10 protein-coding genes are annotated in these 13,150 nt (G+C 63.4%); 3 read left to right on the top strand and 7 right to left on the bottom strand.

Annotated elements, in window-relative coordinates; translation table 11 throughout:
- From GPA21_RS15490 to GPA21_RS15465, 6 genes are all read right to left on the bottom strand, one after another.
- Nucleotides 1–579: site-specific integrase (locus GPA21_RS15490; protein WP_168989033.1), on the bottom strand; the 579-nt coding region annotated here is incomplete at its 3' end.
- The gene (locus GPA21_RS15485) at nucleotides 543–1,820 is read right to left on the bottom strand and encodes a glutamate-5-semialdehyde dehydrogenase (protein WP_168989032.1); all 1,278 of its coding nucleotides are present in this window, start codon (nucleotides 1,818–1,820) and stop codon (nucleotides 543–545) included. The genes GPA21_RS15485 and GPA21_RS15490, both read right to left, overlap by 37 nt.
- Nucleotides 1,821–1,976: 156 nt before the next feature.
- Nucleotides 1,977–2,987: a DNA polymerase III subunit delta gene (gene holA / locus GPA21_RS15480; protein ID WP_168989031.1), complete on the bottom strand. Its 1,011-nt coding sequence runs from the start codon at nucleotides 2,985–2,987 to the stop codon at nucleotides 1,977–1,979.
- Nucleotides 2,984–3,481 carry an LPS-assembly lipoprotein LptE gene (locus tag GPA21_RS15475; protein ID WP_168989030.1) on the bottom strand — a complete coding sequence of 166 codons (498 nt, stop codon included), beginning with the start codon at nucleotides 3,479–3,481 and terminating at the stop codon, nucleotides 2,984–2,986. The genes holA and GPA21_RS15475 overlap by 4 nt, the downstream gene beginning before the upstream one ends.
- A 26-nt stretch (nucleotides 3,482–3,507) precedes the next feature.
- Entirely contained in the window at nucleotides 3,508–6,126 is a 2,619-nt protein-coding gene (leuS, locus tag GPA21_RS15470) for a leucine--tRNA ligase (protein ID WP_168989029.1), read from the bottom strand.
- A gap of 176 nt (nucleotides 6,127–6,302) precedes the next feature.
- A complete protein-coding gene (locus GPA21_RS15465; RefSeq protein WP_168989028.1) occupies nucleotides 6,303–6,629 on the bottom strand; it encodes a hypothetical protein in 327 nt (108 codons plus the stop codon).
- Nucleotides 6,630–6,941: 312 nt separating this feature from the next.
- Between GPA21_RS15465 and GPA21_RS15460 the strand changes: the two genes are divergently transcribed.
- Nucleotides 6,942–9,155 carry a UvrD-helicase domain-containing protein gene (locus GPA21_RS15460; protein ID WP_168989027.1) on the top strand — a complete coding sequence of 738 codons (2,214 nt, stop codon included), beginning with the start codon at nucleotides 6,942–6,944 and terminating at the stop codon, nucleotides 9,153–9,155.
- Nucleotides 9,156–9,326: 171 nt separating this feature from the next.
- Here the strand turns inward: GPA21_RS15460 and GPA21_RS15455 are convergent, their stop codons facing one another.
- Nucleotides 9,327–10,106, bottom strand: a complete 780-nt coding sequence (locus GPA21_RS15455) for a ParA family protein (RefSeq protein WP_168989026.1) — start codon at nucleotides 10,104–10,106, stop codon at nucleotides 9,327–9,329.
- Between the two features lie 304 nt (nucleotides 10,107–10,410).
- Here GPA21_RS15455 and GPA21_RS15450 point away from each other — a divergent pair, with 304 nt between their 5' ends.
- On the top strand, nucleotides 10,411–12,711 hold the full coding sequence (locus GPA21_RS15450; protein WP_168989025.1) for an NADP-dependent malic enzyme: 2,301 nt from the start codon (nucleotides 10,411–10,413) through the stop codon (nucleotides 12,709–12,711).
- A gap of 32 nt (nucleotides 12,712–12,743) precedes the next feature.
- The coding region (locus GPA21_RS15445; RefSeq protein ID WP_168989024.1) for an alcohol dehydrogenase catalytic domain-containing protein at nucleotides 12,744–13,150 on the top strand (407 nt) is incomplete at its 3' end.

Raw genomic sequence — 13,150 nt, 5'->3', positions numbered from 1 at the left:
CACCAGCCCCTCGTTCAGACTCATCGAGAACATCGCCAGCCCGACGAGTTCTGAAACCCGCAGGCCGGTGGCGTAAAGGACCTCGAGCATGGCGCGATCTCGCAGGCCGCCCGGGGTGTCGGTGTCGGGCGAGTCGAGCAGGGCTTCAACCTGGGTTTCGGTGAGCGTTTTGGGGAAGCGCTCACCGCGCGCCGGCGGGTCGAGCAGAATGGTCGGGTCTTCGCGGATACGCCCCTGTTCCAGCAGGCGCCGGTAGTAGCGGCGCCAAGCCGACATCAGTCGGCGCTGGCTTGCGGGGCGGGAGCGACGGGCGAACTCGGACAGATAGGCAGCGAGGTCATCGCTGGCAGCGTCCTGAAGCTGGAGGTTTCGACCGGCCAGCCAGCCTGCGAACAACGCGAGGTCACTGCGGTAACCGGCGAGCGTATTTCTGGATAGACCGTCCTCCAGCCAGAGGGCATCGCCGAAGGCGTCGAGCTCGGCCAGCACCTCCGGCGATAACGGTATCGTCGGGTTCGTGCCGACCGAGCGCCTGACCTGCTTCAGCGGCGGATCTCGCCGTTGCCGAAGACGATCCATTTCTGGCTGGTCAGCCCTTCGAGACCGACCGGACCGCGGGCGTGGATCTTGTCGGTGGAGATGCCGATCTCGGCGCCGAGACCGTATTCGAAGCCGTCTGCGAAGCGCGTCGAGGCGTTGATGATGACCGATGAGGAATCGACCTCGCGCAGGAAACGCATTGCGCGGGTATAGTTTTCGCTGACGATGGCTTCGGTGTGGCCGGAGCTGTAGGTGTTGATGTGCGCGATGGCTTCGTCCAGCCCGTCCACGACCCGGATCGCGATGATCGGGGCCAGGTACTCATCGCGCCAGTCGTCCTCGGTGGCAGCGACGATGCGCGCGCCTGCGATCGCGGCTTCGCGCAGGATGGCGCCCGCGCGGTCGCAGGTGCGCATCTCCACTTCCTTGGAGGCGAACATGCGGCCGATATCGGGCAGGTAGCGCGCGGCGACCGAGGCATCCACCAGCAGGGATTCTGCGGTGTTGCAGGTGCCGTAACGCTGGGTCTTGGCGTTCTCGACGATGGGCAGCACCTTGGCTGGATCGGCCTCGCCGTCGACATAGACATGGCAGTTGCCGTCGAGGTGCTTGATCACCGGCACCCGCGCTTCGCGTGAGATGCGCTCGATCAGCCCCTTGCCCCCGCGCGGCACGATGACGTCGACGAAGGCGTCCATGGTGATCAGGTGGCCGACCGCGGCGCGGTCGGTGGTGTCGATGACCTGCACTGCCGCCTCGGGTAGTCCTGCTTCGAGCAATCCGTCGCGCACGCAGGCGGCGATGGCCTGGTTGCAGTGCAGGGCCTCCTTGCCGCCACGCAGGATTGCTGCGTTGCCGGATTTCAGGCACAGCGCGGCAGCATCGGCGGTGACGTTGGGACGCGCCTCGTAAATGATGCCGATGACGCCGAGCGGCACGCGCATGTGACCGACCTGAATGCCCGAGGGGCGGCGTTTGACGTTGTTGATCTCGCCCACCGGGTCAGGCAAGGCCGCGATCTGCTCGAGCCCCTCGGCCATTGCGGCGACGCCTTTTTCATTGAGCGTGAGCCGGTCGATCAGTGCGGCTTCGAGCCCATCAGCACGGGCCTGCTCAAGATCGGCGCGATTGGCTGAGAGCAGGGTGTCACTGCGCTCGCGAATCAGGCGCGCGATGGCGAGCAGAGCGTTGTTCTTGGCCTCGGTCGAGGCGGCCGCCATCAAGCGCGAGGCCGCACGGGCTTGCTGGCCGAGTTGCTGCATGTAGGTCTGGATGTCCATGAAATGTTTGGCCGTAGCGCTAAGATTTCTCAATTCTATCAGCCTCGGGCGGTGCGTTTCGCTATGCTCAACACACCCTATGACATCAGGTGTCGTTGTCCGGTCGCCAATCCGTCATAGGGTGCGTAGAGGCGAAGCCGAAACGCACCGTTGTCCTCAGCTCCGACGCGCCACGCGGAGCGCAAGCAACTGGAACTCGTCCCATACCCGGCCCTCGCCAAGACCCTTGATCAGACGGTCGATCTTCGCGGCGTGCAGAAGTGCGGCGCGTAGTGCAGGCAGCGCGAGGCGGGGAAGGGCGCGCTGGATTGCCTGTTTGCGGCGGTCATCGAAGATGCGCTCGGCGCGCATCAGCTGCGCGAGCGGTTGTCCGGCGTCGAGGCCGGAGCGCAGCGAGGCCAGGATGCGGATTTCGTTGGCCAGCGCCCAAAGGACCAGAGGGGGGGCGGTGCCTTCGCCCTCCAGGCCTTCGAGCAGGCGGATGCAGCGTGCGGGGTCGCCTTCGAGAATCGCCTGGCGAAGCTTGTCGATGTCGTAGCGGGCAACGTTGAGTACCGCCTGCTCGACGTCGGCCAGAGTGAGCTCGCCCTCGGGGTGAAGCAGGCCAAGCTTGAGGATTTCCTGGTGTGCAGCCAGCAGGTTGCCTTCGACATGCTCGGCGATGAAGCGCAGGGCTTCCTCCGGTGCCCGTTGGTTCTGGCGGGACAGGCGCTGTGCGATCCATTGCGGTAGTTGTTCGCGCTCGGGTGCGTTGAGCTCGAGGGTGACGCCTGCCTCGATCAGCGCCTTGAACCAGGCAGTCTTGCGGGTGGCCCAGTCGATCTCCGGCAGCGTGATCAGTGTGACGGTTGCCGAGTCCAGGGTGGCGACATAGCGCTGCAGTGCCTCGCCGCCGTCACGTCCCGGTTTGCCGGTCGGGATGCGCAGGTCGATGAGTTTGCGGTCGCCGAACAGCGACAGGTTGCCGGCTGCGGCGCTGAGTTCGTTCCAGCGAAAGCCTTGGCCGACGACGAAGGTTTCGCGCTCGGTGAAGCCCTGGTCGCGGGCTGCAGCGCGGATCGCGTCGGCCGCCTCGAGCACCAGCAAGGGTTCGTTGCCATGCAGCACGTAGAGTGGCGCGATGCCCTTCTGCAGATGGGAGTGAAGCTGGTCCGGCCGCAGGCTCACGAGCGAATTGCGGCCATGCGCCGGAGCATCTGCTGGACGATGTCCTCTTCCATGTCGCGGATCAGCAGCGCTTCCTCCTGCTCGCGAGCGATGATCTGATCGTCGTCGAAGTTGTATTCCCGTCGAACCGTGACCGACGAGGGTGGTAGCAACTCGTTTCCGCCGCGGTCGATGACACGGAAGACCACGGTCTGGGTGAGCTGGTACTCGCGTACCCGCCCGGCGCCGGTCAGCGAGAGGATGTCGCGCGAGCGGTTGTTGCGCAGGATTTCCAGCCGGGCATCGGCTTCCCCGGCATCGGCGACCACCCGGGTGTCCGCACCGGCGGCAATCTGCTGGCGCAGTGCGGCACCGAATGGGGTCGTGAGATCCGCGCCAACGTAAAGGCTGTCGAAAGGCAGCGGCTGCGCGCCCCGCAGCTGGAAGCCGCAACCGGACAGCACGACGGCGGCCTGGAGGGCGAGGAACGAGGCGATGAAGGTGCGGCGTGACATTGGCTTCTCCCTGGAGCGCCGTTGATTCAGACCACGATGTTCACGAGACGGCCCGGTACGACGATGACTTTGCGTGGCGGTTTCCCCTCGGCAAACTTGGTCGCGGCCTCGGACGCGAGCGCGACCGCCTCGATGGCGGGCTTTGAAGCGTCGGCGGCAACCTTGATGCTGCCTCGCAACTTGCCGTTGATCTGCACCATGAGCTCGATTTCGTCCTGCTTCATCGCGGCTTCCAGCGGCTCGGGCCAGGGTGCGTCGAGGATGTCGTTGCCAAAACCGCAGTCCTGCCACAAGGCCTGGGCGATGTGCGGGGTGATCGGCGCCAACAGGCGCACCAGAATGCCGAAACCTTCGCGTGCGAGCGCCGCGTGGGCGGCTGCCTCGGCTCGCGGGGCGCGCTCGAGGGCGTTGAGGATCTTCATCGCGGCCGAGGCGACCGTGTTGAACTGGTGCTTGGCGAAGTCGTAGTTCGCCTGTTTGAGATGGAGGTGGATTTCACGGCGTACATCGGCGAGTGCCGGCGGCAGGCTGTCCACCGTGACCGCGCTGGCGGCGAGCAAGGGCAGCATCTCGCTGTGGTAAGCATGGCCGAAGTTCCACACCCGGCGCAGGAAGCGCGACGCACCCTCGACCCCGGAGTCCGACCATTCGAGCTGTTGGTCCGGCGGAGCGGCGAAGATGATGAAGAAACGCGCGGTATCGGCGCCGTACTGGTCCACCAGGGCCTGTGGGTCGACGCCGTTGTTCTTCGATTTGGCCATCTTCTCGATGCCGCCGATAGTGACTGCCTGGCCGTCGGCCTTGAGCCGGGCGGCGACGATACGGCCCTTGTCGTCACGGTCGACATCAACGTCGGCGGGGTTGATCCACTGTTTGCGACCACCTTCGCCGTCGCGGTAATACGTCTCGGCGACTACCATGCCCTGGGTCAGCAGGTTGGTGAAGGGTTCGCTGGCCTGAACCAGGCCGCAGTCACGCATCGCCCGGGTGAAGAAGCGTGAATAGAGGAGATGCAGGATGGCGTGTTCGATGCCGCCGATGTACTGATCGACCGGTGCCCAGTAGTTGACCCGCTCATCGACCATCGCGGTTGCGCTGTCGGCGCAGGCGTAGCGCAGGAAATACCAGGACGACTCGACAAAGGTGTCCATGGTGTCGGTTTCGCGTCGGGCCGGTTTGCCGCATTTCGGACAGCTGCATTCGTAGAATGACGGCATCTTGGCCAACGGCGAGCCTCGGCCAGTGACTTCGACGTTCTCGGGCAGCACCACAGGCAGCTGCTCGTCCGGTACCGGCACGTCGCCGCAATCGTCGCAGTGGATCATTGGGATCGGGCAGCCCCAGTACCGCTGGCGGGAGATGCCCCAGTCGCGCAAGCGGTACTGGGTGCGTTTGGCGCCGAGTCCCTTGGCTTCGAGATCGGTGGCGATCGCGTCGACCGCGTCCTGGAAGTGCAGACCGTCGTACTTGCCTGAATTGACCAGTTTTCCCTGTTCGGCGTACGCATCCTGCCACGGGGCGACAGTGTCTGCGTAGGCGTCGCGGGTCGAGCGCACCACCATCTTGATCGGCAGCCTGTACTTGCTGGCGAAGGCAAAATCGCGCTCGTCGTGCGCCGGCACCGCCATCACGGCGCCTTCGCCGTAGCCCATCAGCACATAGTTTGCGACCCAAACCGGCATGAACTCGCCGGTCAGCGGATGCTCCACACGCAGGCGGGTGGGCATGCCTTTCTTTTCCATGGTCGCGAGGTCGGCCTCGGCTACGCCGCCGCGCTTGCATTCTTCGATGAAGGCGGCGAGATCCGGGTCGTCATGTGCGGCGAGGGTGGCGAGAGGGTGCTCGGCGGCGACCGCGACATAGGTCGCGCCCATCAGCGTGTCGGCACGGGTGGTGAACACCTTGAGCACGCCGGATTCGCCCACCGTCGTCAAGTCATAGGGGAAGTGGATCTCGACGCCCTCGGAACGGCCGATCCAGTTGCGCTGCATGGTCTTGACCTGTTCCGGCCAATTGGGCATGCCGTCGAGTGCATCGAGCAGTTCGTCGGCATAGGCGGTGATCTTCATGTAGTACATGGGGATCTCGCGCTTTTCCACCAGCGCGCCGCTGCGCCAGCCGCGACCGTCGATGACCTGCTCGTTGGCCAGAACGGTTTCGTCCACCGGGTCCCAGTTGACCGTGCCTAGCTTCTTGTAGATCAGGCCTTTCTCAAACAGGCGGGTAAACAGCCATTGCTCCCAGCGGTAGTAGTCGGGTTTGCAGGTCGCGAGTTCGCGGGACCAGTCGATGGCGAAGCCGAGCCGCTTCAGCTGCCCCTTCATGTAGTCGATGTTGGCGTAGGTCCACTTCGCCGGGGGGACGTTGTTCTGGATGGCGGCGTTCTCGGCCGGCATGCCGAAGGCGTCCCAGCCCATCGGCTGGAGTACGTTGAATCCGCGCATCCGGTAGTGGCGCGCGAGCACATCGCCAATGGTGTAGTTGCGCACATGCCCCATGTGCAGCTTGCCCGAGGGGTAAGGAAACATGCTCAGGCAGTAGTACTTGGGCCGGGACGCGTCTTCGGTGACGCGAAAGGACTCGCTCTGCTCCCACTGCTGCTGGGCGGCGGTTTCGATCTCGGCGGGGGCGTATTTTTCCTGCATGGTCGGCGACGGCGCTCGAAGCTGATAAACGCGGGATTATAGCGTGCCGGGGTCGTGGAGATGGGGTGCGACTGTTTCGACCAAAAAAAGAGCACCCGGGCCTGCCCGGATGCTCAATCTCCAATGGAGGAGAGGAGGGAGTCGTTGTGGAACGCGTCAGACGCGTCCCATGCAAGTCAGGCCGCCTTGCGCGGTTCGCCGATCTGCTTCTGCCAGTTGGCGGCGAGCGCGACGCACATGTCTTCCATGGCGTTCAGCGGCAGCCGCCAAATGCGGTTCTGGGTGCGGACGAAGGGCGAGACGCTGGGGGTGCAGAGCGTGGACCTTTCTTCGCCCAGCAGGGTGCGGAAGGTATTCATCGCCTCGCCCCAATACTCGGCGTTGCCAACCCAGCCGGTGCGCTCGGTGGCTTCACGTACCGCTTTGCGCCACAGGCTCTCGGCGCGCTCAATCGATACCCCGGCCTTGCGGGCGTACCACGGAAGAAGTTTCGGGGTTTTCATGTCAATTCTCCTGTTGGCCGGTCGGCCTTACAAACCGCAATTTGGCCTTGTGGGTCGTGTTGCGGGCTCTCTGTTGCGCATTGCAGCGTTCGCACGATGTTACTGAATATACGCACTTCAGAATCTGATTTCTGTTAAAAAGTTCCTCAGATTGTTGCAATGCACAATCTAAAAACTAGAGCAACTTGCCAGTGAACTCAACCTCGATCGCACACTTGTTGCATCGGTGCAACAAAGCTTGCCTCAGCCGATGGCGAGATCATGTGGGCCCGAAGCGGATAGAATCGGCGGCTGTGCAAATGGATTCTCCTGATGTCTGACCTGCTGGCAAATCTCAATCCCGAACAACTACTCGCCGTCACCCTTCCGCCGCAGCACGCGCTGGTGCTGGCCGGGGCGGGCTCCGGCAAGACCCGCGTGCTGACAACCCGGATCGCCTGGTTGATTCAGACCGGTCAGGTCAGCCCTCAGGGCATTCTTGCGGTCACCTTCACAAACAAGGCCTCGCGCGAGATGCTGGCCCGGCTGTCGACCATGCTCCCGGCCGGACTCGGGCACAACGCGCGCAGCATCTGGATGGGAACCTTTCACGGTTTGTGCAACCGCCTGCTGCGTACCCATCACCGCGAAGCAGGCTTGCCCCAGTTGTTCCAGATCCTCGACAGCGCCGATCAGCTCGCCGCCATCAAGCGCATGCTCAAAACGCTGAACGTCGATGACGAGAAGTTCCCGCCGCGCGACCTGCAGCACTTCATCAATGCCCAGAAGGAAGCCGGTCACCGCCCGCATGCGGTTGATGTCTGGGACGACTACACTCGGCGCCGTGTCGAGCTTTACACCGAGTATGAAGCACAGTGCCAGCGCGAGTCTGTTGTGGATTTTGCGGAGTTGCTGCTCAGGAGCTACGAATTGCTCGAGCGCAACGAGCCGCTGCGCCGCCACTACCAGCAGCGCTTCCGGCACATTCTGGTCGATGAGTTTCAGGACACCAATCGCCTGCAGTATCGCTGGCTCAAGCTGCTCGCCGACGAGGGGCGCGATGGTGGCGCCTGGCTGTTCTGTGTGGGTGACGATGACCAGTCGATCTACCGCTTCCGCGGTGCAGAGGTTGGCAACATGCGGGACTTCGAGCGTGAGTTCAAGGTCAGCAACGTCATCCGTCTGGAGCAGAACTACCGCTCCTGGGGCAACATTCTGGATGCCGCCAACGCGATCATCCGTCACAACACCGACCGTCTCGGCAAGAGTCTATGGACTGAGCGGGGCAGCGGCGAACCGCTGCGAGTGTTCGAGGCCTTCAACGACGGCGACGAGGCGCGCTGGGTGGTCGAGGAGATCCAGTCTCTGGTGCGCGACGGCATGAGCCGTGCCGATATAGCCTTGCTTTACCGTTCCAATGCGCAGTCGCGGGTGCTCGAGCATCAGCTGTTCTCGTCAGGCATCCCCTACCGGGTCTATGGTGGCCTGCGGTTCTTCGAGCGGCAAGAGATCAAGCACGCGCTGGCGTATCTGCGGCTGATCGCGAACCCGGACGATGACACCGCCTTCGCAAGGGTGGTGAACTTCCCTACGCGCGGAATCGGTGCCCGCTCACTCGAAGTGTTGCAGGACGCCGCCAGAACCTGGCAGGGCAGCCTCTACGCCAGCGTGCCGCATCTTGCGGGCAAGCCGGGTACGGTGCTGGGGCAGTTCGTGCGCCTGATAGAGGATATGCGGCGCGACACCCGTGAGTTGCCACTCCCCGAGCTGGTCGACCATGTGCTCGATGCCTCCGGCCTGCGTGCGCATTACAAGAGCGACAAGGAAGGTCAGGAGCGGCTCGAGAACCTTGACGAGCTGATCAACGCGGCGGCAAATTTCGTCGCCGAGATGGGCGCAGACGGCGAAGCGCTGGCCCAGCCTCATGCGCTGCTCGCCGACTTCCTGGCCCATGCTTCGCTCGAGGCGGGCGAGCACCAGGCCGATGCCGGCACCGAGGCGGTGCAGTTGATGACGGTGCATTCGGCCAAGGGCCTGGAGTTCGACGCGGTGTTCCTGACCGGTCTGGAGGAGGGGCTGTTTCCGCACGAAAACAGCATCCTCGAGCGCGACGGGCTCGAGGAGGAGCGCCGCCTGATGTATGTCGCGGTGACCCGGGCGCGCGAGCGTCTGTATCTGTCCTTCGCGCAAAGCCGGATGCTTCACGGGCAGGTACGCTATAACCTGCGTTCGCGCTTTCTCGAGGAGATTCCGGAGGGGCTCACCAAGTGGTTGTCGGTGCCGAGCGCTCGTGGGCGCGGCGCGGGATTCGGGGGTTATTTCGAACCCTCACGTTCGCCGCGCGTGGCGGCAGCGCCGTCGCCGGCACAGCCCTCCCGCGACCTTGGCGGCTTGCGCGTCGGGCAACAGGTGAAGCATGCAAGATTCGGCCAGGGCGTCATCGTTGCCGCCGAGGGCGGCGGCGCGGACGCGCGGGTTCAGGTGAACTTCGGGTCGGCGGGGCTCAAGTGGTTGCTGTTGGCGGTGGCCAAGCTCGAGGCTTGTTGAGCAAACCCGTTTGTCCGTGGGGGCAGTCCGGTGCGTTTCGCTTGCGGCTCAACACACTCTATGGCTCTCAACGGGCCGCAGACTCATAGGGTGCGTTGAGCGAAGCGAAACGCACCGTGTTGCGGCGAGACCGGATGAGGTGCGCCGCCAAATGCACCCCGCAGCGCTTCCTCAGGTGCCGTATTTGCGCGCGAGGGTGTCGTGCAGGGCGAGGTATTCCTGCGAGAGCTTGTGCCTTGCGTCGAGGTGGATCATCGGCTTGGAGTGCTCGTGTGATTCCTTGATCTTCACCGACGACGACAGATAGGGCTCGAGCACCGGCAGGCCTTCCTCGATGAGTTCCCGAACCACTTTTTGCGGCAGGCTGGCGCGCGGCTGGTACTGATTGACCACGATGCCCTCGACCTCGAGCTCGCGATTGTGATCGGCGCGGATCTCCTGCACGTTTTCGAGCAGTGAATACAGCGCGCGGCGGGAGAAATCGTCACAATCGAACGGGATCAGGCAGCCATTTGCGGCGATCAGTGCTGAACGCGTGTAGAAATTCAGCGCTGGCGGTGTGTCGATATAGATCAGGTCGTAGTCTTCGGCCAGCTCGTCCAGAGCGTCGCGCAACTTGTAGATCTTGTAGCGCGATTCGAGCTTGCCCTGCAGATCTTCAAGATCCGGATGCGAGGGCATAACGTGCAGACCGGCAAAGGGGGTTTCGACGACGAACTCGGCGGTTTCCTTGGGACTGAGCTTGAAATGCAGCGTCTGGTCGAAGAAGTCTGCCAGCGTGTTCTCCAACTCCGCGCCCGGGCGACCGAGCAGGTAGTGGGTGGAGTTGCCCTGCGGGTCGAGGTCGATCACCAGCGTACGCAGACCACTGTGCGCGCTGATTGCGGCCAGATTGCAGGTAATGGTGGACTTGCCTACGCCGCCCTTCTGGTTGAAAACGACCCTGCGCATGAATGCTCCCCGCAACGATGACAGGCGTGATTGTGCCAAAAAACCGGTGCGATAGGCCGCGAACCACGCAAAGATCATCGCGTCGCGGTTACTGCGAAGTGGCCATCGGTGGGATAAACTTCACAATCTGCCGTATTGAGGGCCGACGCGTCAGCGCGGGTCCGCAGACCGCCACGAATGCAGGGCGACCATGCCCGGCACCAAACAAGAACGTTGCAGTCCTTTCGGTAGTGTGCCGCGACGACGAATCGTTGCCGTGTGCGCTCCAGACATTCAGATATGCTCCGAGAGGGGGAGAAACAGCATGGACCAGGACTTCATCGCCGCAGCACTCGACTATCACCGCGCTCCGACCCGGGGGAAGATTTCGGTCGTGCCGACCAAGGGCTTGACCAACCAACGTGACCTCGCCCTGGCGTATTCGCCAGGTGTCGCGGCTGCGTGCGATGCGATCGTCGCAGACCCGGCTCAGGCGCACGAGCTGACTTCGCGCGGCAACCTGGTTGCGGTGGTCACGAACGGCACCGCGGTGCTCGGTCTTGGCAACATCGGCCCGCTCGCCTCCAAGCCGGTCATGGAGGGCAAGGGGTGCCTGTTCAAGAAGTTCGCCAACATCGATGTGTTCGATATCGAGCTCAACGAGCTTGATCCTGACAAGTTGATCGACATCATCGCCTCGCTCGAGCCGACTCTCGGCGGTATCAACCTCGAGGACATCAAGGCGCCGGAGTGCTTCTACATCGAACAGAAGCTGCGCGAGCGCATGAATATCCCCGTGTTCCACGATGATCAGCACGGTACCGCGATCATTTCGGCGGCTGGTCTCATCAACGGCCTGAAGATCGTCGGCAAGAACATCGGTGAGGTGAAGCTCGTTTGTTCCGGTGCGGGTGCGGCGGCGATTGCCTGCCTCGACGTGATGGTCGGCCTCGGATTGAAGCGGGAGAACGTCTATGTGTGCGATTCGCGCGGCGTCATCCGCGTTGGCCGCGACGCGAACATGGAGCCCAACAAGGCCCGCTATGCGCAACAGACCGACGCGACCACGCTGGCCGAGGTCATCGAGGGTGCCGACGTCTTCCTCGGCCTGTCGACCGCGGGTGTGCTCAAGCCGGAGATGGTCGCGAAGATGGCCGACCGGCCGCTGATCTTCGCGCTGGCCAACCCCAACCCCGAAATCCTGCCGGACGACGCCAAGAAGGTGCGGCCTGACTGCATCATCGCCACCGGCCGTTCGGACTATCCGAACCAGGTCAACAACGTGTTGTGCTTCCCGTTCATCTTCCGTGGCGCGCTTGACGTCGGCGCGACCAAGATCACCGAGGAGATGAAGCTTGCCTGCGTGAAGGCGATTGCCGAACTGGCCCAGGCCGAGCAGAGCGACATCGTGGCCTCGGCCTACGGCGGAGCGGAGCTGAGCTTCGGACCGGACTACATCATTCCCAAGCCTTTCGACCCGCGCCTGATCGTCAAGATCGCGCCGGCGGTCGCCAAGGCCGCGATGGATTCCGGCGTGGCTACCCGTCCGATCGAGGACTTCGAGGCCTATGTCGCAAACCTGACAGATTTCGTTTACCAGTCCGGCATCATCATGAAGCCGGTGTTCAACGCCGCCAAGGCGCTTCCTCCCGAGCACAAGCGGGTGCTCTTTGCCGAGGGCGAAGATGAGCGGGTGCTGCACGCAGTGCGCGTCGTGATCGACGAGCAGCTCGCGCGGCCGATTCTGATCGGCCGGCCCAGCGTCATCGAAATGCGCATCCAGAAGATCGGCCTCAACCTGGTGCCCGAGCGGGACTTCGAGATCGTGAATCCCGAGTCCGACCCGCGCTATCGCGAACTGTGGAACGAGTATTACCGCCTGATGTGCCGCGACGGCATCACGCCGGAGATCGCGAAGGCCAAGATGCGCCGCGATACCACGCTGATTGGCTGCATGCTGCTGCGCCGTGGCGATGCCGACGCGCTGGTATGTGGCACCTACGGCACCTATGATTACCATCTCAAGCAGGTCGAGGATGTCATTGGTCTTGCCAAGGGGGCTAAGCTCTTCGCGGCCATGAACCTGCTGTTGCTGCCCAAACGCATGCTGGCGATCAGCGACCCCTACGTGAACGAAAATCCGGATGCTGAGCAGGTGGCTCAGATTACGCAGATGGCGGCCGAGGAGTTGCGTCGCTTCGGCGTCGAACCACGTGCCGCGCTGTTGTCTCATTCGAATTTCGGCAGTTCCACGTCAGCCTCGGCGCGCAAGATGCGCGCCGCGCGCGACCTGTTGCGCGTCGCCCAGCCAGACCTCGAATGCGATGGCGAGATGCACGGCGATGCCGCGTTGGCACCGGAGATCCGCGACCGGGTCCACCCCGACTCGACCTTGTCTGGCGAGGCCAACCTGCTGGTAATGCCGAACCTTGACGCTGCCAACATCTCTTTCAACCTGATGAAGATCGCCAACGGCGATGGCGTGTCGGTCGGCCCGATTCTGCTTGGAGCAGCGCTGCCGGTGCACATCCTGACGCCGTCGGCGACCGTACGTCGTCTGGTCAACATCACCGCAGTCTGCGTGGTGGACGCGAAGGAACAGCGCCTCAACGAAAGCGCGCGTTGAACAACAAACATACCTCGACAGGAGACAAGTGAATGACCCACGCAATCGTTTTTCGTGAAACTGGTGGCCCAGAGGTTCTCGAGTGGAGCAAAGTCCCTCTGCCCGAGTTGGGTGAAGGCGAGGTTCGTCTGCGCCAGGAGGCGGTGGGACTGAACTACATCGACACCTACCACCGGTGTGGGATGTATCCAGTGCCGATGCCGTCAGGTATCGGCCTGGAAGGCGCGGGCACCATTGAGGCCATCGGCCCCGGCGTGACCGAGCTGGCAGTCGGCGACCGGGTTGCCTATGCGGGCGGTCCGCTTGGCGCCTACGCCTGCGAACGCAACATGCCGGCCGACCGGCTGGTCAGGCTGCCGGACGCATTGAGCTTCGAACAGGGCGCAGCCATGATGCTGCAAGGCCTTACGGCGCAATATCTTCTGCGGCGTACTTACCG

It is taken from the genome of Azoarcus taiwanensis, assembly GCF_012910885.1.
GTDB lineage: Bacteria > Pseudomonadota > Gammaproteobacteria > Burkholderiales > Rhodocyclaceae > Azoarcus_F > Azoarcus_F taiwanensis.
The sequence above is the reverse complement of the archived record's forward strand: the minus strand, read 5'-3'. Positions and strand labels throughout refer to the sequence as shown.